The organism is Micromonospora sp. NPDC051925, assembly GCF_044548625.1.
Taxonomy (GTDB): Bacteria; Actinomycetota; Actinomycetes; order Mycobacteriales; family Micromonosporaceae; genus Micromonospora.
In genome coordinates this window covers 197220-219865 of sequence record NZ_JBIUCH010000012.1, presented here as the reverse complement: position 1 = coordinate 219865, position 22646 = coordinate 197220, and the positions used below count along the sequence as shown (strand labels likewise).

The 22646-nt window shown below is 71.8% G+C and carries 23 protein-coding genes and 1 tRNA gene; 19 read left to right on the top strand and 5 right to left on the bottom strand.

The annotated features are described in order from the left end of the window. Positions 1-110: 110 nt before the first annotated feature. From ACIG87_RS18565 to ACIG87_RS18555, 3 genes are all read left to right on the top strand, one after another. Positions 111-1913: an ABC-F family ATP-binding cassette domain-containing protein gene (locus ACIG87_RS18565; protein ID WP_396851776.1), complete on the top strand. Its 1803-nt coding sequence runs from the start codon at positions 111-113 to the stop codon at positions 1911-1913. 90 nt (positions 1914-2003) lie between these two features. Continuing rightward, positions 2004-2459: a DUF4383 domain-containing protein gene (locus tag ACIG87_RS18560; RefSeq protein ID WP_396851775.1), complete on the top strand. Its 456-nt coding sequence runs from the start codon at positions 2004-2006 to the stop codon at positions 2457-2459. A 98-nt stretch (positions 2460-2557) separates the two neighbouring features. Beyond that, positions 2558-3034 carry a DUF4383 domain-containing protein gene (locus ACIG87_RS18555; protein ID WP_396851774.1) on the top strand — a complete coding sequence of 159 codons (477 nt, stop codon included), beginning with the start codon at positions 2558-2560 and terminating at the stop codon, positions 3032-3034. Positions 3035-3052: 18 nt separating this feature from the next. Here ACIG87_RS18555 and ACIG87_RS18550 read toward each other — a convergent pair whose 3' ends face one another. Next, complete coding sequence (locus ACIG87_RS18550; RefSeq protein ID WP_396851839.1) at positions 3053-3745, bottom strand: TetR family transcriptional regulator; 693 nt, start codon at positions 3743-3745, stop codon at positions 3053-3055. A 180-nt stretch (positions 3746-3925) separates the two neighbouring features. Here ACIG87_RS18550 and ACIG87_RS18545 point away from each other — a divergent pair, with 180 nt between their 5' ends. From ACIG87_RS18545 to ACIG87_RS18500, 10 genes are all read left to right on the top strand, one after another. Then, positions 3926-4333, top strand: coding sequence for a helix-turn-helix domain-containing protein (locus ACIG87_RS18545; RefSeq protein WP_396851772.1), 408 nt, complete (start codon positions 3926-3928; stop codon positions 4331-4333). After that, positions 4330-4563 (top strand): hypothetical protein, encoded by a 234-nt coding sequence (locus tag ACIG87_RS18540; RefSeq protein ID WP_396851771.1) that lies wholly within the window; start codon positions 4330-4332, stop codon positions 4561-4563. Before ACIG87_RS18545 ends, ACIG87_RS18540 begins: the two co-directional genes overlap by 4 nt. A 46-nt stretch (positions 4564-4609) precedes the next feature. After that, positions 4610-4681: transfer RNA gene (locus tag ACIG87_RS18535), tRNA-Gln, on the top strand. A gap of 103 nt (positions 4682-4784) precedes the next feature. Further along, positions 4785-6284: a bifunctional UDP-N-acetylglucosamine diphosphorylase/glucosamine-1-phosphate N-acetyltransferase GlmU gene (gene glmU, locus ACIG87_RS18530; protein ID WP_396851769.1), complete on the top strand. Its 1500-nt coding sequence runs from the start codon at positions 4785-4787 to the stop codon at positions 6282-6284. Positions 6285-6371: 87 nt separating this feature from the next. Then, on the top strand, positions 6372-7352 hold the full coding sequence (locus ACIG87_RS18525; RefSeq protein ID WP_396851768.1) for a ribose-phosphate diphosphokinase: 981 nt from the start codon (positions 6372-6374) through the stop codon (positions 7350-7352). A gap of 227 nt (positions 7353-7579) precedes the next feature. Further along, positions 7580-8263: a 50S ribosomal protein L25/general stress protein Ctc gene (locus ACIG87_RS18520; protein WP_396851766.1), complete on the top strand. Its 684-nt coding sequence runs from the start codon at positions 7580-7582 to the stop codon at positions 8261-8263. Positions 8264-8360: 97 nt separating this feature from the next. After that, positions 8361-8951: an aminoacyl-tRNA hydrolase gene (pth, locus tag ACIG87_RS18515; RefSeq protein WP_396851764.1), complete on the top strand. Its 591-nt coding sequence runs from the start codon at positions 8361-8363 to the stop codon at positions 8949-8951. 120 nt (positions 8952-9071) lie between these two features. Further along, positions 9072-9875, top strand: coding sequence for a 3'(2'),5'-bisphosphate nucleotidase CysQ (locus ACIG87_RS18510; protein WP_396851838.1), 804 nt, complete (start codon positions 9072-9074; stop codon positions 9873-9875). 78 nt (positions 9876-9953) lie between these two features. Then, positions 9954-10868, top strand: coding sequence for a sulfate adenylyltransferase subunit CysD (gene cysD, locus ACIG87_RS18505; protein ID WP_396851763.1), 915 nt, complete (start codon positions 9954-9956; stop codon positions 10866-10868). Beyond that, entirely contained in the window at positions 10868-12163 is a 1296-nt protein-coding gene (locus ACIG87_RS18500; protein WP_396851762.1) for a sulfate adenylyltransferase subunit 1, read from the top strand. Before cysD ends, ACIG87_RS18500 begins: the two co-directional genes overlap by 1 nt. Positions 12164-12358: 195 nt before the next feature. On the opposite strand, the gene galK is transcribed toward ACIG87_RS18500, so the two are convergent. Both galK and galE read right to left on the bottom strand, forming a co-directional pair. After that, complete coding sequence (galK, locus tag ACIG87_RS18495; RefSeq protein ID WP_396851760.1) at positions 12359-13564, bottom strand: galactokinase; 1206 nt, start codon at positions 13562-13564, stop codon at positions 12359-12361. Continuing rightward, positions 13561-14490 carry a UDP-glucose 4-epimerase GalE gene (galE, locus tag ACIG87_RS18490; protein WP_396851837.1) on the bottom strand — a complete coding sequence of 310 codons (930 nt, stop codon included), beginning with the start codon at positions 14488-14490 and terminating at the stop codon, positions 13561-13563. The genes galK and galE overlap by 4 nt, the downstream gene beginning before the upstream one ends. Positions 14491-14717: 227 nt before the next feature. Here galE and ACIG87_RS18485 point away from each other — a divergent pair, with 227 nt between their 5' ends. The 6 genes from ACIG87_RS18485 (at position 14718) to ACIG87_RS18460 (ending at position 19460) form a co-directional block, all read left to right on the top strand. Beyond that, on the top strand, positions 14718-15764 hold the full coding sequence (locus ACIG87_RS18485; protein WP_396851759.1) for a hemolysin family protein: 1047 nt from the start codon (positions 14718-14720) through the stop codon (positions 15762-15764). Between the two features lie 33 nt (positions 15765-15797). Beyond that, on the top strand, positions 15798-16823 hold the full coding sequence (trpS, locus tag ACIG87_RS18480; protein ID WP_396851758.1) for a tryptophan--tRNA ligase: 1026 nt from the start codon (positions 15798-15800) through the stop codon (positions 16821-16823). Positions 16824-16855: 32 nt separating this feature from the next. Continuing rightward, complete coding sequence (locus tag ACIG87_RS18475) at positions 16856-17425, top strand: 2'-5' RNA ligase family protein (protein WP_396851835.1); 570 nt, start codon at positions 16856-16858, stop codon at positions 17423-17425. 143 nt (positions 17426-17568) lie between these two features. Then, a complete protein-coding gene (locus ACIG87_RS18470) occupies positions 17569-18480 on the top strand; it encodes a YhjD/YihY/BrkB family envelope integrity protein (protein WP_396851834.1) in 912 nt (303 codons plus the stop codon). Further along, complete coding sequence (locus ACIG87_RS18465; protein ID WP_396851756.1) at positions 18480-18848, top strand: GntR family transcriptional regulator; 369 nt, start codon at positions 18480-18482, stop codon at positions 18846-18848. The genes ACIG87_RS18470 and ACIG87_RS18465 overlap by 1 nt, the downstream gene beginning before the upstream one ends. A 174-nt stretch (positions 18849-19022) precedes the next feature. Then, positions 19023-19460 (top strand): hypothetical protein, encoded by a 438-nt coding sequence (locus tag ACIG87_RS18460; protein WP_396851755.1) that lies wholly within the window; start codon positions 19023-19025, stop codon positions 19458-19460. 148 nt (positions 19461-19608) lie between these two features. Here ACIG87_RS18460 and ACIG87_RS18455 read toward each other — a convergent pair whose 3' ends face one another. Together ACIG87_RS18455 and ACIG87_RS18450 are read right to left on the bottom strand one after the other, a co-directional pair. Then, a complete protein-coding gene (locus ACIG87_RS18455; RefSeq protein ID WP_396851753.1) occupies positions 19609-21246 on the bottom strand; it encodes a glycoside hydrolase family 13 protein in 1638 nt (545 codons plus the stop codon). 245 nt (positions 21247-21491) lie between these two features. Beyond that, on the bottom strand, positions 21492-22556 hold the full coding sequence (locus tag ACIG87_RS18450; protein WP_396851752.1) for a LacI family DNA-binding transcriptional regulator: 1065 nt from the start codon (positions 22554-22556) through the stop codon (positions 21492-21494). Positions 22557-22646: the final 90 nt, after the last annotated feature.

The following is a 22646-nucleotide window of genomic DNA, read 5'->3' as shown; positions in this document are numbered from 1 at the left end:
GAAGGGTGGGTGGGACGGCGTGGGCGGGCGGGGTGTCCGCGTACCCTTGCCCCAGGCGTCCCGAGGTGCCCGCCGGCACCGGGACGCCTTGATCATGGGAGGTGAGGTACGTGGCCAACATCGTCAACCTGGACCGGGTGTCCAAGGGGTACGGCGCCGCCGGGCCGCTGCTCACCGACGTCTCGCTCGGCCTCGACGACGCCGACCGGATCGGTGTGGTCGGCCTCAACGGGGCCGGCAAGTCCACCCTGCTGCGGCTGCTCACCAAGCAGGAGGACCCCGATGACGGCCGGGTCACCCACCGCCGCGACCTGCGGGTGCTCTGGCTGCCGCAGGCCCTCACCCTGACCCCCGAGGCCACCGTCCGGGACGTGGTGCTCGGCACCGCCTGGCTCGGCGAGAGCATGGGCGCCGAACACGAGTGGGCCGGCGACGCCGGGGTCCGGGCCATCCTCGACGGCCTCGGCATGCCCCACCTCGGCCTCGACCAGCCGGTCGGCCCGATGTCCGGTGGCGAGCGCCGCCGGGTGGCGCTGGCCGCGCTGCTGGTCCGCGAGTCGGACCTGCTCATCCTCGACGAGCCCACCAACCACCTGGACGTCGGCGGGGTGGACTGGCTGGCGAAGCACCTGGTCGGCCGCCGGGGCGCGCTGGTCGTGGTCACCCACGACCGGTGGTTCCTCGACGCGGTCTGCACCACCACCTGGGAGGTCGCCGACCGGACCGTCCGGGCGTACGAGGGCGGCTTCGCCGCCTGGACCCTGGCCCGGGTCGAGCGGGAGCGGGTCGCCGCCGCCACCGAGGCCCGCCGGCAGAACCTGCTCCGCAAGGAGATCGCCTGGCTGCGGCGCGGCCCGCCGGCCCGTACCTCCAAGCCGAAGTTCCGGATCGACGCGGCCAACGCGCTCATCGACGACGTGCCGCCGCCGCGCGACACCATGTCGTTGCAGCGGATGGCGACCGCCCGGCTCGGCAAGCAGGTGTACGACCTGGAGCACGTCCGGCTGCACGCCGGGCCGAAGGAGATCCTGCACGACACCACCTGGCAGGTCGGCCCCGGCGACCGGATCGCCATCCTCGGCCGCAACGGCGCCGGCAAGACCACCCTGCTGCGGCTGCTGGCCGGGATCACCCGCGCCGACGGCGGCCGGTTCCACACCGGGTCCACCGTCAAGCCGGCGTTCCTCTCCCAGGAACTCGCCGAACTCCCCGGCCACCTGCGCGTCCTGGAGGCCGTCGAGGAGGTCGCCCGCCGGGTGCAGCTCGGCGACCGGGAGATCTCCGCCGCCCAGCTCGCCGAGGTGTTCGGCTTCGACGACCGGCGGCTCTGGACCCCGGTCAGCGACCTCTCCGGCGGGGAACGCCGCCGACTCCAGATGCTCCGGCTGCTCGCCGGGGAACCCAACGTGCTCCTCTTCGACGAGCCCACCAACGACCTGGACACCGACACCCTCGCCGCGCTGGAGGACCTGCTCGACTCCTGGCCCGGCACGATCATCGTGGCCAGCCACGACCGGTACCTGATCGAACGGGTCACCGACACCGCGTACGGGATGTTCGGCGACGGACGGCTGGTGCACCTGCCCGGCGGCGTCGACGAGTACCTGGCCCGCGCCGGTGGACCCGGCCCGGCCCGTACCGTGACCGGCACCGCCGCCACGCCCACCGCCCCGGCCGGGGGCGGCATGTCCGCCGCCGACGCCCGGCAGGCCCGCAAGGAGCTGACCCGGCTGGAACGGCAGATCGGCAAGCTCGACCAGCGGGAGGCCGCCCTCCTCGACCAGCTCGCCGCGCACGCCACCGACTACGCCAAGGTCGCCGAACTCGACGCGCAGCTCAAGGAGGTACGCGCCGAACGGGAACGGACCGAGGAGACCTGGCTGACCCTGGCCGACGAGATCCCGCCGCTGTAGACCCGGACGGCCCCCCGTGTGCGGCGTCACACCCCGGCGTACGGGACAATCGTCGGCGACCCTCAACCGAACGGCGTTGGAGACACAGTCATGGCCCACACCCCCGTCAACCACCCCGCGCGGCCGGTCTACCGGGCGATCGGCGGGCTCCTCGGTCTGTACCTGGTGGTCTTCGGCGCGCTCGGCGTCATCGCCAGCGCCGGCAACGACTTCTTCGCCCAGGACGACACCAAGGTCCTCGGCCAGGGCACGAACCTCGGGTTCTCGCTGCTGTCCGTCCTGTTCGGGGTGGTCATCCTGGCCGGCACCGCGATCGGCCGCAACCTCGACGTGGCGATCAACCAGTGGCTGTCCTACACCCTGATGGTGATCAGCCTGGCCGGCCTGGCCTTCATCGAGACCGACGCCAACGTCGGCAACTTCAGCATCGTCACGGTGATGGTGCTGATGACGCTCAGCCTCGTCCTGCTGATGGCCGGCATGTACGGCAAGGTCGGCACCGACGACGAGAAGGAAGCCTGGCAGAAGGCCCGCCTGGTCCTCTGATCCACTCCGGGCGTGCGGGGTGGCCTGGCGTTTTGCCGACGTCGGACGGCGGTACGGGAGACAATCGTCCCGGAACGCCGTCCGACTCAGGAGGGGCCATGGCGCACTTTCCGGTCAACCATCCGGCCCGCCCGCTGTACCGGGTCTTCGCCGGGCTCGTCGGCGTCTACATCCTGGTCTTCGGCGTCTGGGGCGTCATCGTGACCTGGGGCGAACCGCTCTTCGACCGGGGTAGCCACTGGGCGCTGGGCCTGCGTACCAACCTGGCGTTCTCGCTGGCGTCGGTGATCTTCGGGATCGTCCTGATCGTCGGGGCGTCCCGGCGCGGCAACCTCGGCCACTTCATGAACCTCGCCGCCGGGGTGGTCTCCATGGTCACCGGGATCGCGATGATGAGCGTGCTCCAGACCCGCGCCAACTTCCTCAACTTCTCCATGTCGACGGTGATCGTCTCGCTGCTGTTCGGGCTGCTGCTCCTCGCCACCGGCCTGTACGACAAGATCGGCACCGACGAGCACGCCGAACGGGAGAAGGCCGACCGGCTCCACCCGGCCAGGGGGGCCGGCGCCCACTGACCCCTGACCGCCCGCCGCTCAGGTGCGCTTGCGGACGGTGATCAACCCCGGCTTGGCCTCCAGGTGGGACAACCCGTTCCAGGCCAGGTTCACCAGGTGCGCCGCCACCGTCTCCTTGCCCGGCTTGCGGACCTCCAACCACCAGCGGCCGGTCAACGCCACCATCCCCACCAGCGCCTGCGAGTACAGCTCGGCCAGCTTGGGGTCGTAGCCCCGGCTGGAGAACTCGGCACCCAGGATGTGCTCCACCTGGTGCCCCACGTCGTTCATCACGCTGCTGAAGTTGCCCGTCGCCGACATCAACGGCGACTCCCGCACCAGCACCCGGAACCCGCTGGTCTCCTCCTCGATGTAGCCCAGCAGGGCCAGCGCCGCCTGCTCCAGCAACTCCCGGGGATGACCGGCGGTCAACGCCGTGGTGATCCGGTCCAGCAGGGCCCGCACCTCGCGGTCGACGACCACCGCGTACAGGCCCTCCTTGCCGCCGAAGTGCTCGTAGACCACCGGCTTGGAGACCCGCGCCCGCGCCGCCACCTCCTCGATCGAGGTCGCGTCGAACCCCTTCTCGGCGAAGACCTGCCGACCGATCGCGATCAGCTGCTCGCGCCGCTGCGCGGCCGACATCCGTACCCGGGACGTCGGTTTCCCGCCTGTCGCCGGCACCGCCCGCTGCCGCGGACCGGTGTCCTTCCCGCCCGAGGGCTGCGCCATCTCGTCACCTCGCCGGCGCTCGGTGACGCCCTGTCGTGGAATGCTCCGGTCGTGCCCGTCTGTCTCGGTCACCCGGCCATCCTGCCAGGTGATCCACCCGGGCACCGCCGGGTTCGGCGCCGTACGGTTCCCGCACCCGCCTGCCGACCGGTGTCATACGGGTGTCCTAACCTGCCGGTCATGACCGATCCGACGGCCGCCGAGGTGCGCCGGCTGCGTGCCGAGGAAGGTCTCTCCGTCCGGCAGATCCAGGCCCGCACCGGCCTCGGCCGCAACCGGGTGTACGCGCTGCTGCGCGGCGTCCCGCCCCCGGCGTGGACCCGGCGGCCTACCGCCAAGGACGGGCTGCGCGCGGCGGCGGTGGCGCTGCGGGGCGAGGGCTGCTCGGTCAACGACATCGCCACCCGGCTCGGGGTGGCGAAGTCGACCGCCTATCTCTGGGTGAAACATGCGAAGGCACGAAGTCCAAACCCTGGCGACGCCATGACCATGTGCAGTTCGTCAACACCGACGCGGGGCTGCTGCGACTGTTCCTCCGCTTCCTCGCCGCCTGCGGCGTCGCCCGGAGTGTGCCCACCTACCGGGTGAGCATTCACGAGTCGGCCGATGCCACGGCGGCCGAGCACTGGTGGGCCGAGACCCTCGAGCTGCCTCCGGACCGGTTCCGGCGGGCCACCCTCAAACGTCACCATCCGACGACCAGGCACCACACCGGGGAGGACTACCGAGGCTGTCTGGTGATCGACGTGCCGAGGAGCAGGGAGTTGTACTGGAGGATCGAGGGCATCGTGGCGGGGTTCACCGAGGAGATCACGTAGGGGTGGGGACCGTCCGGCGGAGGCGCTAAGCTGTCTTGCGTCACATTCGGCCGTGGTGTAATTGGCAACACCCGGGTCTTTGGTACCCGTGTTTCAGGTTCGAACCCTGGCGGCCGAGCCGTCCGTTCCATCTCTCCCCGATCGGGGTAAAGGGCGAGAAGTCCCCACGGTCTGGTTAGCATGGCGGCGAGACTGTCGCCTTCCCCGACGGGAGCCCACCCGTGTCCCAGCCCCACCGCCGTACCGTCGTCGTGCTCGCCGCCGGGGAGGGCAAGCGGATGAAGTCGGCGCTGCCCAAGGTGCTGCACCCGTTGCTCGGCCGTACGCTGCTCGGTCACGTGCTGGCCGCGGCCGGGCCGCTCGGCGCGGACCGCACCGTGGTGGTGGTCGGGCACGGTGCCGAGCAGGTGCGTGCCCACCTGACCGGGATCGCCCCGGACGCCACCCCGGTCCTGCAGGCCGAGCAGCTCGGCACCGGGCACGCCGTGCGGATCGCGCTGGATGCCGTGCCGGAGGCCACCGGCACCGTCGTGGTGATCAACGGGGACGTGCCGCTGCTGCGGGCCGAGACGGTGGACGCGCTGGTCGCGGCACACGAGGGTGAGGGCGCGGCGGCCACCGTGCTCGCCGCCGAGGTGCCCGACCCGACCGGCCTGGGGCGGATCGTCCGGGACGCCGCCGGCCGGCTGGAGCAGATCGTCGAGGAGCGTGACGCGACCCCGGCCCAACGGGCGCTGCGGGAGATCAACGCCGGCATCTACGCCTTCGACGTCCCCCGGCTGCGGGCCGCGCTGGGCAAGCTCTCCGCGGACAACGACCAGGGCGAGGAGTACCTCACCGACGTCTTCGGGCTGCTCTTCTCGGCCGGGGAGCCGGTCGGCGTGCACGTGGCCGCCGACCACGTCGAGACGCTGGGCTGCAACGACCGGGTGGAGCTGGCCGGGCTGCGCCGGATGCTGCGGGACCGGGTCAACGAGGCGTGGATGCGGACCGGGGTGACGATCCTGGACCCGGCGACGACCTGGATCGACGTGACCGTCACCGTCGAGCGGGACGCGGTGCTCGACCAGAACACCCAGCTGCGAGGTGCCACGGTGGTGGGCGCCGAGGCGGTGGTGGGGCCGGACGTGACGCTTGTCGACACGGTGGTGGGTCCGGCGGCGACCGTGTTGCGCAGTCACGCGGTGGGCGCGGAGGTGGGCCCGGGGGCGAGTGTCGGCCCGTACGCCTACCTGCGGCCGGCGGCGCGGCTGGCCGAGAGGGCGAAGGTGGGCACCTTCGTCGAGGTGAAGAACTCGGAGGTCGGGCCGGGCGCGAAGGTGCCACACCTGTCGTACGTGGGGGACGCGACGATCGGGGCGAAGGCGAACATCGGCGCGGCCACGATCTTCGTGAACTACGACGGGGTGAACAAGCACCGCACGGTGGTCGGTGAGGGCGCGTTCGTCGGCTGTGACACCAACCTGATCGCGCCGGTCGAGGTGGGTGCGGGGGCGTACGTGGCGGCGGGCAGCGCGCTCAGCCAGGACGTGCCGCCGGGGGCGTTGGGGGTGACCCGGGCGCCGCAGCGCAACATCGAGGGCTGGGTGCTGCGCAACCGGCCGGGCACGGTCTCCGCGCAGGCCGCCGAGCGGGCCCGGACGGCTGACGAGGGTGCGTCGGGCGGGTCGCCGTCGGCAAGCGAAGGTGAGGCAATCCACCGGGGTGCCGAGACGGTGTGAGGGTCGTCGGGGTCGGGGGATACTGCAACCGAATAGCCCCGGCCCACCGCCGCCGGGCACCACCGACCAACAGGAGCAGACGGGCCCATGGGCAGCATCGTCGCCGAAAATCGCAAGAGCCTGATGCTCTTTTCCGGACGTGGCTTTCCGGAGTTGGCCAAGGAGATCGGTGAGGTGCTCGGTGTAGCGCCGACCCCTTCCGACGCGTACGAGTTCGCCAACGGCGAGATCTTCGTACGGTTCCGGGACTCGGTGCGTGGTTCGGACGCCTTCGTGGTGCAGTCCGTCACGCACGGGGTCAACACCTGGGTCATGGAGACCCTGATCATGATCGACGCGTTGAAGCGTGGCTCGGCGAAGCGGATCACCGTGGTCCTGCCGTTCTACCCGTACTCCCGGCAGGACAAGAAGCACCGGGGTCGGGAGCCGATCTCGGCCCGGCTGGTGGCCGACCTGCTCAAGACAGCCGGGGCGAACCGGATCCTCACCGTCGACCTGCACACCGCGCAGATCCAGGGCTTCTTCGACGGCCCGGTGGATCACCTGTTCGCGATGGACATCCTCGCCGAGTACGTGGAGCACAAGTTCGCCGGCCGCCCGATGACCGTGGTGGCACCGGACTCGGGCCGGGTGCGGGTGGCGGAGCGGTGGACGGACCGGCTCGGCGGCTGCCCGTTGGCCTTCATCCACAAGACCCGGGATCCGTTGAAGCCGAACCAGGTGGTGGCGAACCGGGTGGTCGGCGAGGTCGAGGGACGGGTCTGTCTGATCGTCGACGACATGATCGACACCGGTGGGACGATCAGCAAGGCGGCGGACATCCTCAAGGAGTCCGGCGCGGCGGAGATCGTGGTGGCCTCCACCCACGCCCTGCTGTCCGACCCGGCGACCGAGCGGTTGAAGAACAGCCCGATCACCGAGGTCGTGGTCACCAACACGCTGCCGCTGCCGCCGGAGAAGCAACTGGACAAGCTCACCGTGCTGTCGATCGCGCCGCTGTTGGCGCGGGCGATCCGGGAGGTCTTCGACGACGGGTCGGTGACCACCCTCTTCGGCGGCCTGAGCTGAACTCCTGACTGGGGGACTGCCGGAAAGCGCGGAAAGACCTCGGGTAGACTGGTGCGGTTGCCACGGCGAGGGTGCCCGGCGGGCCGCTGATAGAGCGCCGCACGGAGGCACCGTCATCGACGCGGTGCTCCGGGCAGTCGTTCATGACGCATGAGCCCCAAGCGAGCCCCTCGCCCCAGCACCGCCAGACGACAAGCCGCCGTAGCGTTAGCATCAGGAGTTTCCCCGTGTCCGAGGTAAAGATCAGCGCCGAGCCCCGTACGGAGTTCGGCAAGGGTGGTGCCCGTCGTACCCGCCGAGCCGGCAAGGTGCCCGCTGTGCTGTACGGCCACGGCGAGAAGCCCAAGCACATCGCGCTGCCGGCGCGCGAGTTCGCCGCCGCGATCCGCAAGGGCGGCGCCAACCAGCTCTTCGCGATCGAGGTCAGTGACGGCACCCAGGTGCTGGCGCTGCCGAAGGCGATCCAGCGTGACCCGATCCGGGACAGCTTCGAGCACGTGGACCTGCTGCTGGTCCGTCGGGGTGAGAAGGTCACCGTCGAGGTTCCGGTCCAGCTGACCGGTGAGGCCGCGCGGGACACCCTGATCGTGCACGACCACGACACCCTCTCGGTGACCGCCGACGCCACCAAGGTGCCGGACCACCTGGAGGCGTCGATCGAGGGCCTGGAGGCCGGCAGCCAGGTCACCGCCGCCGACGTCGAGCTGCCCACCGGCGTCGAGTTGGCCGCCGACGCGGACCAGACGGTCGCCTCGGTGACCGCCGCCCCGACCGCCGAGCAGTTCGAGGCGACGCTGCCGGAGATCGAGACCCCGGAGGCGGAGGCCGAGGAGGCTGCCGAGGGCGAGGAGGCCGTCGAGGCTCCGGCCGCCGAGGGCGCCGAGAACACCGAGGCGAAGACCGAGGCCTGATCGGTCGCATCGTTCACGGCAGGCGCTCCCGTCGCGGGGGCGCCTGTCGGCGTATCGGGGCACCGGCGGCGCGGAGACGGAGCGGGAGGTACGGGACGTGACAGACGAGACGGGACCGTGGCTGGTGGTCGGCCTGGGCAACCCGGGGCGGGAGTACGCCGGGAACCGGCACAACGTCGGTTTCATGGTCGTCGAGTTGCTCGCCGTCCGGTTGGGCGCGCGGTTCGGCCGGTACAAGCGGGTGGTGGCGGACGTCGCGGAGGGGCGGATCGGCTTCGGTGGGCCGAAGCTGGTGCTGCTCAAGCCGCAGACGTACATGAACCTGTCCGGTGGGCCGGTGGCCGCGCTGGCGCAGTTCCACAAGATCCCGGCCGATCGGGTGGTCGCGGTCCACGACGAGTTGGATATTCCGTACGGTCAGCTGCGGGTGAAGCTGGGCGGCGGCGAGGGCGGACACAACGGCCTGCGTTCGATGTCGCAGTCGTTGGGGACGAAGGAGTACGTCCGGGTGCGGTTCGGCATCGGTCGGCCGCCGGGGCGGCAGGACCCGGCGGACTACGTGCTGTCGGATTTCGCCACGGCGGAACGCAAGGAGTTGGAGTTCCTGGTGGATCGGGCCGCCGATGTGGTGGAGTCGGTGGTCACCAAGGGTGTCGAGCCGACCCAGAACGCGTATCACGGGGCCTGAGTCGCGGGGGCGTACTCGAAGCGGGGTGGGGGTGCCGGTAGTCTGCGCCTTCTGACGTGGCGCGATCCCGCGCCGGGGCCGTGGTGAGGCGACGGGAGCGAGTTCGTGGGCAGTCCTCCGATGATCGACGGCGCGTTCGCCCGATGGCTGGCGGACCGGGCCGGGCAGGCCCTGATGGAGCTTCGCGCCGAGCTGGGGTTCGCGGACGCCGGGGCGTTGAAGTCGGCCGGGGACAAGATCTCGCACGACCTGATCCGCAGCGAGTTGGCGAAGTGGCGACCCGGTGACGCCGTCCTCTCCGAGGAGGACGAGGGGTCGCGGCTGGTGGACACCGCCAGCGGGGTCTCCCGGCTGACCGCCGACCGGGTGTGGATCATCGACCCGTTGGACGGCACCCGGGAGTTCTCCGAGGAGGGGCGGTCGGACTGGGCGGTGCACGTGGCGCTCTGGGCGCGCAACGCGCCGTCGCCGCACGGGCTGGTGGCGGGCGCGGTGGGTCTGCCGGCGCAGCACCGGGTGCTGGGCACGGACTATCCGCCGGCGTACCCGCCGATGACGGTGGAGGCGGCCACCTCGGGTGTCCGTACGCTGCGGTTGGCGGCGAGTCGGAGCCGGCCGCCGGCCTTCCTCACCGGCCTGGCCGAGGACGTGGGCGCCCAGCTGGTGCCGATGGGCTCGGCCGGGGCGAAGATCGCCGCGGTGGTGACCGGTGACGTGGACGCCTACATCCACGCGGGCGGCCAGTACGAGTGGGACTCGGCGGCCCCGATCGCTGTGGCGACGGCCACCGGCCTGCACGCTTCCCGAATCGACGGTTCTGCGCTGAGATACAACGAGGCGGATCCGCGCCTGCCGGACCTGCTGGTCTGCCGTAAGGATCTCGCCAGCCGGTTGCTTGCAGCGTTGCAGAGGCATTCCGGGTAGCCTGAGCGCTGTTTTTGATTTATCCGACCGGAAAGGTCTGGAATCCATGAACGGATCCGTGCCGATCGAGCCCGTGGCATGACCGCCCCCGCCCGCTTCTACCAGGTCTCCCACCTCGACGCGCTCGAGGCGGAGAGCATCTTCGTGATGCGTGAGGTGGTCGCCGAGATGGAGCGGCCGGTGTTGCTCTTCTCCGGCGGCAAGGACTCCATCGTGATGCTCCGGTTGGCGCAGAAGGCGTTCGCCCCGGCCAACATCCCGTTCCCGGTGATGCACGTCGACACCGGGCACAACTTCCCCGAGGTGCTCGAGTACCGCGACCAGCGGGTCACCGAGCTGGGCCTGCACCTGATCGTGGCGAGCGTGCCCGATGCCCTGGCCGCCGGGATGGTCCGCGAGTCGGCCGACGGGATGCGCAACCGTATCCAGACGCCGGTGTTGTTGGACGCGGTGGAGAAGCACCGGTTCGACGCGTTGTTCGGTGGGGCGCGGCGGGACGAGGAGAAGGCGCGGGCCAAGGAGCGGGTGTTCAGCTTCCGCGACGAGTTCGGGCAGTGGGATCCGAAGAACCAGCGGCCGGAGCTGTGGTCGCTGTACAACGGCCGACGTCATCCGGGTGAGTCGATCCGGGTGTTCCCGCTGTCGAACTGGACCGAGCTGGACGTGTGGCACTACATCGCCCGGGAGGCGATCCCGCTGCCGTCGATCTACTTCGCGCACGACCGTGAGGTGATCGAGCGCGACGGCATGTTCTACGCGGTCAACGAGTTCTTCCGCCCACGGGCGGGTGAGCAGCGGTTCAAGGCCCGGGTGCGGTACCGCACGGTGGGGGACGCCTCGTGCACGGCGGCGGTGCGCTCGGATGCGGACACGGTGGAGAAGGTGATCGAGGAGGTGGCCGCGACGCGGATCACCGAGCGGGGCGCGACCCGGGGCGACGACCGGGTCAGCGAGGCCGCCATGGAGGACCGCAAGCGAGAGGGCTACTTCTGATGAGCACCGAGACGGTGTCGCCCGAGGTCGAGGCCCGGCCGATGGATCTGCTGCGGTTCGCCACCGCCGGGAGTGTGGACGACGGTAAGTCGACCCTGATCGGTCGGCTGCTGTACGACACGAAGTCGTTGTTCACCGACCAGTTCGCCGCGGTGGAGGCGGTCAGCGCGGCCCGGGGTGACGAGTACACCAACCTGGCGCTGCTGACCGACGGCCTGCGGGCGGAGCGGGAGCAGGGCATCACCATCGATGTGGCGTACCGGTACTTCGCCACGCCACGGCGGAAGTTCATCATCGCCGACACCCCCGGGCACACCCAGTACACCCGGAACATGGTCACCGGCGCGTCCACGGCGGATCTGGCGTTGATCCTGGTGGACGCCCGCAAGGGCCTGGTGGAGCAGTCGCGGCGGCACGCGTTCCTGTGCTCGTTGCTGCGGGTGCCGCACCTGGTGTTGTGCGTCAACAAGATGGACCTGGTCGACTTCTCCCAGGAGGTCTTCGAGCAGATCGCCGACGAGTTCACCGCGTTCGCGGCGAAGCTCGACGCGCCGGATCTGACGGTGGTGCCGATCTCGGCGCTGCGCGGCGACAACATCGTCACCCGGTCGGAGAACATGCCGTGGTACGAGGGACCGTCGCTGCTGCACCACCTGGAGCGGGTGCACATCGCCTCGGACCGGAACCTGGTCGACGTGCGGTTCCCGGTGCAGTACGTCATCCGCCCGCAGTCGACCACCGTCACCGACTACCGGGGCTACGCCGGTCAGGTCGCCTCCGGCGTGCTCAAGCCCGGCGACGAGGTGATGGTGCTGCCGTCCGGCTTCACCAGCCGGATCAGCGCGGTCGAGACCGCAGACGGCCCGGTCGACGAGGCTTTCCCCCCGATGTCGGTCACCGTCCGCCTCGATGACGAGATCGACATCTCCCGGGGCGACATGATCTGCCGACCGAACAACGCCCCTACCGTCTCCCAGGACATCGAGGCGATGGTCTGCTGGATGGACGAGACCCGTCCGCTCCAGATCGGCGGCAAGTACACGATCAAGCACACCACCCGGTCGGCGCGGGCGATCGTCCGTGGCCTGTACTACCGCCTCGACGTCAACACCCTGCACCGCGACGAGACCGCCGGCGAGTTGCGACTCAACGAGATCGGCCGGGTCCGGCTGCGCACCACCATCCCGCTCCTCGCCGACGAGTACCGCCGCAACCGCACCACCGGCGGCTTCATCATCATCGACGAGGCCACCAACCGCACCGTAGCCGCCGCCATGATCGTAGACACCGCCTAACCCCCCACCCCCACCCCCCACCTCCCTCCTCCCTCCCTCCCTCCTCCCTCCCTCCCCCTGATGCCTCGGTGATCAAGAGGTTTACGTCAGGGGCCGGCTCCCGGATGACACAAACTTCTTGATCACCGGGGTCGGGCGGGCGGGGGAGCGGGGGCGGGGTCGGGGGAGCGGGGAGTGGGGTGGGGAGTGGGGTGGTTAGGGGAGGCGGGTGGTGCCGGGGGCGGGGAGGACGGTGCGGGTGCCGGGGGCGGCGAAGCCGCGTTCGGCGTACGCGGCCGTGACGGCGGCCGCCACGGTGTCGGAGCGGTCCGCCTCGACCAGGGCGAGGACGCAGCCGCCGAAGCCGCCGCCGGTCATCCGGGCACCGAGCGCGCCGGCCGCGAGCGCCGCCTCGACGGCGGTGTCGACCTCGGGCACGGTGATCTCGAAGTCGTCCCGCATGGAGGCGTGCGAGGCGGTCAGCAGCGGCCCGATCTCGGGTACCCGGCCGGCACGCAGCAACTCGACGGTGTCGAGCACCCGCTGGTCCTCGGTCACCACGTGTCGGACCCGTCGTCGGGTCTCGTCGTCGGGCAGCCGACCCAGGGCGGCGTCGAGGCCGGTAACCGGCACGTCGCGCAGCGCGGGCACCCCGAGCAGGTCGGCGGCCCGCTCGCAGGCGGCGCGGCGGGAGGCGTACTCGCCGTCGGCGTGCCGGTGCGGGGCTCGGCTGTCGACCACCAGGATGGCCAGGCCGGCGGCGTCCAGGTCGAACGGGATGTGTTCGACGGACTCGTCGCGGCAGTCGAGGAAGAGGGCATGCCCGGCGTGGCAGCGGATCACCGCGGACTGGTCCATGATGCCGGTCGGTGCGCCGACGTAGGCGTTCTCGGCGCGCTGGGCGAGCCGGGGTCGGCGCTCGGTGGGCAGGTCCAGCCCGCCCAGGTCGGCCAGGGCGGTGAGCACCGCCGCCTCCAGGGCCGCCGACGAGGAGAGCCCGGAGCCGAGCGGCACGTCCGAGGCGATCGCCAGCCGGGCGCCGGGGACGGCGTACCCGGCTTCTCGTAGGGCCCAGACCACCCCGGCGACGTACCCGCCCCAGCCGGTGACCCGGCCGGGGGCGTCGGTCTCGGCGGCGCCGAAGTCGATCGGCTGGTCGGCGATCTCCGACCAGACCGTCCAGCGTTCGCCGGGCCGGGGGGCGGCGGCGACCACGGTACGCAGCGGAAGGGCGAAGGGGAGCACGAATCCGTCGTTGTAGTCGGTGTGCTCGCCGATGAGGTTGACCCGTCCGGGCGCTGCCCAGCGTCCTGTTGGCTGTTCGTCGTACGCGGAGTGGAAGCCGGCGGTGGCGCGGTCCGCGACGTCGGTCCGACCCTGGGCGGGTGCGGTGGCGGACCGCCCCTGCGGTGCCGGCGTCACGACTGTTCCAGGATGTGCGCGCGGTAGAAGGCCCAGGCGTCGCCCACCATGTCGGTCAGGGTCGCCTTCTCGGGCACCCAGCCCAGTTCCTGACGGGCCAGGGCCGAGGAGGCGACGAGTTCGGCCGGGTCACCCTCGCGGCGGGGCGCGATCTCGACCGGGACCGGGTGGCCGGTGACCTCGCGGACCACGTCGACGACCTGGCGGTTGGTGAAGCCGCTGCCGTTGCCGAGGTTGTAGACGCGGTGCCGGCCGGGCACGGCGGCGGTGAGCGCCAGCAGGTGCGCGCGGGCCAGGTCCTCGACGTGGATGTAGTCGCGCACGCAGGTGCCGTCGACGGTGGGGTAGTCGTCGCCGAAGAGCTGGAGCTTCTCCCGCCGGCCGGCGGCGACGTCCAACGCGATGGGGATGAGGTGGGTCTCCGGGTCGTGTCGTTCGCCGATGGCGAGGCCGTCGCGCAGGTACGCCCCGGCGACGTTGAAGTAGCGCAGCGAAACGGCGGCCAGGTCGTGCGCGATCGCCTCGGAGGTGAGCGCCAGGTCGACGGCGAGCTTGGTGGCGCCGTACGTGTTGGTGGGGGCCTTGACGGCGGTCTCCGGGATGGGCAGCTCGACCGGGTTGCCGTAGACGGCGGCGGTGGAGGAGAAGACCAGGCGCGGCACCCGGGCGGCCCGGACGGCGTCGATCAGCGCGATCGAGCTGACCGTGTTGGCGTGCCAGTACAGCTCGGGGCGGACCATCGACTCACCGGCGGCGATCAGCGCGGCGAAGTGCAGCACCCCGTCGTAGCCGGCGTCGGGGGTGAGCACCCGGGCGGCCTCGTGCACCGGCAGGTCGACGTGGGTGGCCTCGGCGGCCAGCGCCTCCCGGTGACCGGTGCGCAGGTCGTCCAGGACGGTCACCTGGTGGCCGGCGTCGAGCAGCATCCGGGTCACCACGCTGCCGATGAACCCGGCGCCGCCGGTGACGAGCAGTTTCACGTCGGTCCTCCTGACTGGCCATGCCCGCTGCGGCCGTTCGCGATCACCTTACGGCGGGGTGCTGTCGCCGCGCTGTGTGTCGGGGGTCGCCGCTATTCCATCATGAACGTTCATGATTGAACAGATACGAACATTGCCCACCGTCGGTGACCGACGGCCCTACCATCACTTCCATGCGGGAAGCGGGTGGTCCCGGGCCCCGGAGACGCGCGCCGGGGCGGCCCCGACGCGCACCCGGGCCGGTGGCCCGCAGCGTCGCCCGGCTGGTCGTCCGGGCCGCCGACGGTGCCACCCGGCTGGTCACCGACCTGCTCGGCGCGAACCCCGCCGCCGGTCGGGAACGGATCAGCGAGCACGAGCTGCGCGACCTGGTCGCCGCCAACACCGTCATCGATCCGGACGAGCGGCGGATCATCGACGAGGTGCTGGTCGCCGGGGCCAGCCTGGTCCGCGAGGTGATGATGCCCCGCACCGAGGTGGTCTTCCTCGCCGCCGGGTTGACCCTCGCCGAGGCCGAACGGCTGGTCCGCGTCGAGCCGCACACCCGCTATCCGGTGGTCGACGGCACCCACGACGACGTGGTCGGCTTCATCCACCTGCGGGACGTGCTGCTCCGCCCGGATCTGGACCCGGCCACCACGGTGGGACGGCTGAGCCGGGAGGTGAAGCGGCTACCCGGCAGCAAGCGGGTGCTCGCCGCGCTGACCGAGATGCGCCGGGAGGGCCACCACCTCGCCGTGGTGGTCGACGAGTACGGCGGCACCGCCGGCATCGTCACCTGCGAGGACCTGATCGAGGAACTGGTCGGGGAGATCCATGACGAACACGCCGGCCCGCCCGAACCGGCCTCCGTCGGCCTGCCCGCCGTGGTGGACGGTCGACTCAACCTGGCCGACTTCGCCGAGCGGACCGGGGTGCCGCTACCCGCCGGCCCGTACGAGACGGTCGGCGGGTACGTGATGGCGGCGCTCGGCCGGCTCCCGATGGCCGGGGACGAGGTTCCCGTCACGTCGTCGGATGCCCCACCACCGCCGGAGTCGGCCGACGGTTGGCTGTTGCGGGTGCTCGCCCTCGACGGGCGTCGGGTGGCCCGGGTCGCGGTCTCCGCCACCCGCCTGCCGGAGCCGCGACGCGAGGTCACCACCCCGACGGGACCGGCGGGACGCGAGGTCACCACCCCGGCGGGATCGACGGCGAGCCGACCCGCCGGCCCGTCATGACGTATGCCGGGGGTTGCTGACAGAATTGCCGGCATGTCCGACGCTCCCGCCCGCCCCCGCGTCTTCTCCGGCATCCAGCCGACGGCCGACTCGTTCCATCTCGGCAACTACCTGGGCGCGTTGCGGCACTGGGTGCCGTTGCAGGACACCCACGAGGCGTTCTACTGCGTGGTCGACCTGCACGCGATCACCGCCGGGCACGATCCGGCGGTGCTCCGGCAGCGCACCCGGGTGGCCGCCGCGCAGCTCTTCGCGGTCGGTATCGACCCGGAGCGCAGCGCCCTGTTCGTCCAGTCGCAGGTGCCCGAGCACGCGCAGCTGGCGTGGGTGCTGGGCTGCATCACCGGCTTCGGCGAGGCGAGCCGGATGACCCAGTTCAAGGACAAGTCGCAGAAGCAGGGCAACGACCGGGCCAGCGTCGGCCTGTTCACGTACCCGATCCTCCAGGCCGCCGACATCCTGCTCTACCAGGCCGACGCGGTGCCGGTCGGCGAGGACCAGCGGCAGCACCTGGAGCTCTCCCGCGACCTGGCCCAGCGGTTCAACTCGCTGTTCGGGCCGACCTTCACGGTGCCCGCCCCGCACATCGTGAAGGACACCGCGAAGATCACCGATCTTCAGGAGCCGACGGCGAAGATGTCGAAGTCGTCGTCCTCGCCGGCCGGCATCATCGACCTGTTGGAAGATCCGGCCCGCTCGGCCAAGAAGATCCGCTCGGCGGTCACCGACACCGGTCGGGAGATCGTCTTCGACGCGGTGACCAAGCCCGGGGTGTCCAACCTGCTGACCATCTACTCCGCGCTCTCCGGCCGGAGCATCGACGACCTGGTGGCCGCGTACGCGGGCCGGGGCTACGGCGATCTCAAGAAGGACCTCGGCGAGGTGGTCCGCGAGTTCGTCACCCCGATCCAGGAGCGCACCCGGAGCTACCTCGACGACCCCGCCCAGCTGGACAAGCTGCTCGCCGCCGGTGCGGAGAAGGCCCGTGCGGTCACGGTGCCGACCCTGCGGACGGCGTACGAGCGGGTCGGGTTCCTTGCGCCGGTCCACTTCGAGTAGCGGTGGTTGGTGCGGCGGTACGGGTCGAGACGATGGCCGGAGGGGTGGCGCGAAGCGTGGATCGCAGGGACGGGGTGCCGGTGGCCGGCGACACCATCCAGATCGGGATCGCGGTGGACATCCCGCAGCCCTGGGGTGAGCTGCTCACCCGGCGTCGGGTGCAGACAGGCGACCCGCAGGTCGTCCCGGCGCACGTGACCCTGCTCGGCCCGACCGAGATCCCGGTGGCCGCGCTCGGCGCGGTCGAGGCGCACCTGGTCGAGGTCGCCGCCGCCCACCTGCCGTTCACCCTGCACCTGCGGGGCACCGGCACGTTCCGGCCGGTGACCCAGGTGGTCTTCGTCGCGGTGGCGGCCGGGATCAGCGAGTGCGAGCTGCTCGCCGCCGCCATCAACGCCGCTCCGCACCTGCACCGGGAGCTGCGCTTCCCGTACCACCCGCACGTCACCGTGGCCCAGGACGTCGCCCCCGAGGCGCTGGACCGGGCGTACGAGGATCTCGCCGACTTCTCGGCGATGTTCGAGGTGGAGGCGTTCACCCTCTTCTCGCACAGCGGTCAGACCCGGTGGCAGCCGCGCCGGGACTTCCGGCTCGGCGGCTGACCCGCCCGTCGGTGGCCGCTTCCAACACCCCGCCGGTGTCCGGTGGGGCGGCACCCCTCCCGCCGCTGGTCGGTTGACCGGCCCGGCGACGACAGATCGGCGAGGATGACGTGGTGGACGCGTGGGGCCGGTGGACGGCCGGCATCGACCGCCGGTTCACCGTGGCCCGGCACCGGTGGCCCCGACTCGACCACGTCTGGCGGGCGGTGGACCTCTACGGCGAGGTGCTCGGCGGTCGGTTGGCCGCCGCGATCGCCTACTACGGCTTCTTCGCGGTCTTCGCCCTCGCCCTGGTCGCGTACTCGGTCTTCGGGGCGATCCTGGAGGACAACGACGACGTCGCCGACGCGGTGGCGCAGTTCCTGCGGGACAACCTGCCCTTCCTCGACCCGCAGCAGATCGCCGAGAGCAGCAACGCGGTCGGCGTGGTCGGCCTGGTCATCCTGGTCTTCACCGGGACCGGCTGGGTGGAGGCGATCCGGTCGTCGCAGCGGCTGATGTACGGCTTCAACCAGCAACCGGGCAACCTGGTGGTGCGCCGGCTGGTGGACCTGGGCGTGCTGCTGCTCGTCTTCGTCATGCTCGGCATCTCGGTGGCGGCCGTGGACGCCCTGGAGTCGGTGCTGCGGCTCCTGCTGCGGGCCACCGGCTCGGTGGGGCTGACCACCGTCAGCGCCGTGCTCAGCGTGCTGGTCAACGCGGTGCTGGCGACGGCGCTGCTGGTGGCGGTGCCCCGGCTGCGGATGAGCCGGCGGCGACTGCGGCCGGTGGTGCTGCTGGTCGCGGTCGGGATCACCCTGCTCAACACGGTCGGGCGGTTCTACATCGTGCGGACCGAACGGAACCCGGCGTACGCGGTGGTCGCCGGCGCGGTCGCCGTGCTGCTCTACCTGTACCTGCTCAACCAACTGGTGCTCTTCGGCGCCGCGCTCGCCGCCACCAGCCGGCACGGCCGGGTGGTCGACCTCTCCGAGGGGGCGGTGATGCGGCAGGTCAACGTCGAGGCCGGCGTAGACGAGGAGACCGATCCGGGTACCCCGGGAGGGGCGGGCTGATGCCGGTCGAGATCGACCCGGACTCGGCGGTGCCCCCGTACGAGCAGGTGCGGGGGCAGCTCGCCGCGATGATCGGGGACGGCCGGCTCGCGGTGGGCACCCGGCTGGCCCCGGTCCGGCAGTTCGCCGCCGAGCTGGGGCTGGCGGTGAACACGGTGGCCCGCGCCTACCGCGAGCTGGAGTCGGCCGGGCTGGTGCAGACCCGGGGCCGGCACGGCAGCTTCGTCGCCCCGGGGCGGGACGACGCGGCGGACCGGTTGCAGCGGGCGGCAACCTCCTACGCCGAGGAGGCGGCCCGGCTGGGCGTCCCGCCCGACCGGGCGCTGGCCCTGGTCCGCGCCGCCCTGGGCACCCCGCCCCCGGCCTGATCCCGGCCGCCGTGCCCGGCCTCGATCCGGGTCGCGGTGCCTGCCCCGATCTCGGCCACGGGCCGTGCGGGGGATGGCCACGCCGGGGGTGGAAGCGGAAGGCCGACAGCCGGGGAAAAGATGAATGGGGCAAATGCCACCCGGGGCTCCGGCCGGACCGACCATGATGAGCCGGTGGGCGCACTCGTGACACTGGACCTGCCGGACGACTCGCCGATGCTCGACCTGCCGTGGATCATCACGTTCGGCCCGCTCGCCGACCCGGCGGAGTGGGAACCGGTGGTCTGCGGCCCGTACGAGCGCCCGCACGCGCTGGCCCTGGCCGAGGCGGTGGTGGCCGAGGAACAGCTGATGGCGGTGGTCGAGCCGTTGCTGCCGGCGCTGTCGGCCGAGGAGATCCGGGGCGAGATCGCCGCCGCGCAGCTGGCTGCCGACGACGAGGCCGCCCGGATCGAGGCGTCCGACCTCTACGGCGACTTCGACGACGTCGTCGACGACCAGTGGGAGCCGGCTGCCGCCGGTGCGGAGCAGCCGGAGCCGTTGCCCGCGCCGACCGAGGCGGAGGTGCGGGCGGGCTTCGGGCGGATCGCCGGGCTGCTGCGCGAGCGGTGAGGGTGTCCGGTGGAGCACCGGTGTCCCGGGAAGCGGGCTCCCCGGGACACCGGTGCCACCTCACCCCCCCACCACAAGGGGTCGGCAGCCCAGTCGCCCGTCGGCGCGGGGCACAACGGACGACCAGGTCAAAGGCGGGTTACCCGGCTCAGCGCCGTTCGAACCACGCGGCGGCGTCCACCGGCAGGACGTGTCCGGCGTCCTGCGCGGTGAGGTCAGCGCTGGCCACCACCGGCTGGCCGTACCCGTCGACCCGCACCGGGGCGCCGCTGAGGTTGACCACGCAGGTCAGCGCGGTGCCGTCCAGGGACCGGCGGAACGCCAGCACGCCGGGCCCGGTCTCCAACCAGACCACCTCGGCGGCGGTGGCAGCCAGCGCGGGGTGCTCGTGCCGGACCCGTAGCGCGGCGCGGTACAGCTCCAACGTCGAGCCGGGCGTACCGGTCTGGGCGGCCACCGAGAGGGCACGCCAGGTCGCCGGGGCCGGCAGCCAGCTCAGCGCGCTGCCCTCCGGACCGAAGCCGTACGGGGCCAGCTCGCCGCTCCACGGGATCGGCACCCGACAGCCGTCGCGGCTCTCACCGGTACGCAGGAACGCCGGGTCCTGGCGCAGCGCGTCGGGCAGGTCCAGCACCTCCGGCAGGCCCAGCTCCTCGCCCTGGTAGAGGTAGGTGGAGCCGGGCAGGGCCAGCATCAGCAGGGCGGCGGCACGGGCCCGGCGCAGGCCGATCTCGCCGTCGCCGTACCGGGTGACGTGCCGCTGCCGGTCGTGGTTGGACAGTACCCAGGTGGTCGGCGCACCGACGATTGTCGACTCGGCCAGCGCGGTGTCGATCACCTTGCGGAACGAGTCGGCCGACCAGGTGGCGTCGAGGAAGTCGAAGCTGAAGGCCTGGTGCAGCTCGTCCGGGCCGATGTAGCGGGCCAGCCGCTGCGGGGTCTCCGCCCACGCCTCGGCGACCGCCATCCGGCCGCCGGGGTAGCTGTCCAGGATCGGCCGCCAGGCGCGGTAGATGTCGTGCACCTCGTCCTGGTCGAAGTAGGGCAGCCGGCCCTTGCCGAGCAGCTCCGACTGACGCCGTCCGGTGGTCATCGAGTTGAAGCCGACGTCCGGCAGCCCGTCGGCCTTGATCATGCCGTGGGCCACGTCGATCCGGAACCCGTCGACGCCCCGGTCGAGCCAGAAGCGGAGCACGTCGGCGAACTCGGACCGCACCTCCGGGTGCCGCCAGTTCAGGTCCGGCTGGGCCGGGTCGAACAGGTGCAGGTACCACTGGCCGTCGGGCAGTCGGGTCCAGGCGGGGCCGCCGAAGATGCTCTCCCAGTCGTTCGGGGGCAGCTCGCCGTGTGTGCCCTTGCCGTCGGCGAAGAGGTAGCGGGCGCGCTCCGGCGAGCCGGGGGCGGCGGCGAGCGCGGCGGTGAACCACGGGTGCGCGCTGGAGGTGTGGTTCGGCACCAGGTCCACGATGATGCGCAGGCCCAGCGTGTGCGCGTCGGCGATCATGGCGTCGAAGTCGGCGAGGGTGCCGAAGAGCGGGTCGACGTCCCGGTAGTCGGCCACGTCGTAGCCGGCGTCGATCTGCGGCGAGGTGTAGAACGGGGTCAGCCAGAGCGCGTCCACGCCGAGGTCGCGAAGGTAGGGCAGCCGCTGCCGGATGCCCTGGAGGTCGCCGACGCCGTCGCCGTTCGCGTCGGCGAAGCTGCGGACGTACACCTGGTAGACGACCGCGGAGCGCCACCAGTCGTCGTCGGAAACCGGCTGCGCGGGGTGGGTGGCGGCGGTCATCGGTGGAGATCCCCGTTCTGTGGCGGGCCGGTGGTGACCCGCGCGGCGGTGGGTGACGGACGCGGGTGCTGAGAGAATGCCGGCCGGATGCTGCAAGCGTCAAGCAGTCCTTGCGCAAGAAATGACGTCCGTCACCCGCTGCCAGGGTGGTGTCCCGATCCGGGTGGTCCCACCAAACGGGATGCCACGTACCGCCCGGCACCCGGGAGGCGTGTCCTCGGGAGGGCCGGGAGGTGAGGGCTCTGTCAGGCGGGGACGGCGAGGGCGGGAGGTGTCGGGTGGTGCCGGCCGGGGCCCGCCTGCCGCACCACCGCGGTCGACCCGCGTACCACAAGCTCCGGGCGGAACAGGTACTCCGAGTGCGGGGCGGCGTGCCCGTTGATCTCGTCGACCAGGGCCCGGACCGCGGCCACCGCCATCGCGGCCACCGGTTGCCGCATGGTGGTCAGCGGCGGATCGGTGAAGGCCATCAGCGGCGAGTCGTCGTAGCCGACCACCGACAGCTCGCCGGGGACGGACATGCCGCGCTGCCGGGCGGCCCGGACCGCGCCCAGCGCCATCAGGTCGGAGCCGCAGACGATCCCGGTGACCCCGCGCTCGATCAGTCGACCGGCGGCGGCCTCGCCGCCCTCGACGCCGAACAGGGACAGCTCGGCGAGCGCGTCCAGCTCGCTGCCGGTCGGGCCGAGGCGGGTCATCGCGGCCCGGAAGCCGGCCACCCGGCGCTGCACCGGCACGAACCGGTCCGGGCCGGTGATCAGGCCGATCTGGCGGTGCCCGAGCGCGACCAGGTGGGCCACGGCCAGCTCGGTGGCCTCCCGGTCGTCGCAGGAGACGAAGGGCGCGGCGATGCCGGGGGCGTACCCGTTGATCATGACGACGGGCAGCGGCCGGGCGATCAGCGCGCGGTACCGGTCGTGGTTGGCCGCCGTGTCGGCGTGCAGGCCGGAGACGAAGACGATGCCGGAGACCTGCCGGTCCAGCAGCATCTCCACGTACTCGTCCTCGGTGACCCCGCCGGGGGTCTGGGTGCACAGCACCGGGGTGAACCCGCTCTGCGCCAGGGTCGACTCGATCACCTGGGCGAACGCGGGGAAGATGGGATTCTCCAGCTCCGGCACGACCAGGCCGACGAGTCCGGCGCTGCGCTTGCGCAGTCGGGCGGGACGCTCGTAGCCGAGCACGTCGAGAGCGGTCAGCACGGCCTGCCGGGTCTCGGGGGCCACGCCGGGGCGGTCGTTGAGCACCCGCGACACCGTGGCCTCGCTGACTTCGGCCTGTTGGGCGATGTCGGACAGTCGAGCGCGCATGGCGGCACTTTAGCTCAAGGGCAAGTTCTTGCGTACTCTTCTGCAAGCCCTTCCATCACCTGCAACCTCTTGCTAACGTCCCGGCAACAC

Coding starts and splice junctions, on each gene's coding strand:
- ACIG87_RS18560 (WP_396851775.1), top strand. CDS start 2,004: ATGGCCCACACCCCCGTCAACCACCCCGCGCGGCCGGTCTACCGGGCG.
- ACIG87_RS18555 (WP_396851774.1), top strand. CDS start 2,558: ATGGCGCACTTTCCGGTCAACCATCCGGCCCGCCCGCTGTACCGGGTC.
- ACIG87_RS18550 (WP_396851839.1), bottom strand. CDS start 3,745: ATGGCGCAGCCCTCGGGCGGGAAGGACACCGGTCCGCGGCAGCGGGCG.
- ACIG87_RS18545 (WP_396851772.1), top strand. CDS start 3,926: ATGACCGATCCGACGGCCGCCGAGGTGCGCCGGCTGCGTGCCGAGGAA.
- ACIG87_RS18525 (WP_396851768.1), top strand. CDS start 6,372: ATGGGCAGCATCGTCGCCGAAAATCGCAAGAGCCTGATGCTCTTTTCC.
- ACIG87_RS18510 (WP_396851838.1), top strand. CDS start 9,072: ATGATCGACGGCGCGTTCGCCCGATGGCTGGCGGACCGGGCCGGGCAG.
- cysD (WP_396851763.1), top strand. CDS start 9,954: ATGACCGCCCCCGCCCGCTTCTACCAGGTCTCCCACCTCGACGCGCTC.
- ACIG87_RS18500 (WP_396851762.1), top strand. CDS start 10,868: ATGAGCACCGAGACGGTGTCGCCCGAGGTCGAGGCCCGGCCGATGGAT.
- galE (WP_396851837.1), bottom strand. CDS start 14,490: ATGCTGCTCGACGCCGGCCACCAGGTGACCGTCCTGGACGACCTGCGC.
- ACIG87_RS18485 (WP_396851759.1), top strand. CDS start 14,718: ATGCGGGAAGCGGGTGGTCCCGGGCCCCGGAGACGCGCGCCGGGGCGG.
- trpS (WP_396851758.1), top strand. CDS start 15,798: ATGTCCGACGCTCCCGCCCGCCCCCGCGTCTTCTCCGGCATCCAGCCG.
- ACIG87_RS18475 (WP_396851835.1), top strand. CDS start 16,856: ATGGCCGGAGGGGTGGCGCGAAGCGTGGATCGCAGGGACGGGGTGCCG.
- ACIG87_RS18465 (WP_396851756.1), top strand. CDS start 18,480: ATGCCGGTCGAGATCGACCCGGACTCGGCGGTGCCCCCGTACGAGCAG.
- ACIG87_RS18455 (WP_396851753.1), bottom strand. CDS start 21,246: ATGACCGCCGCCACCCACCCCGCGCAGCCGGTTTCCGACGACGACTGG.
- ACIG87_RS18450 (WP_396851752.1), bottom strand. CDS start 22,556: ATGCGCGCTCGACTGTCCGACATCGCCCAACAGGCCGAAGTCAGCGAG.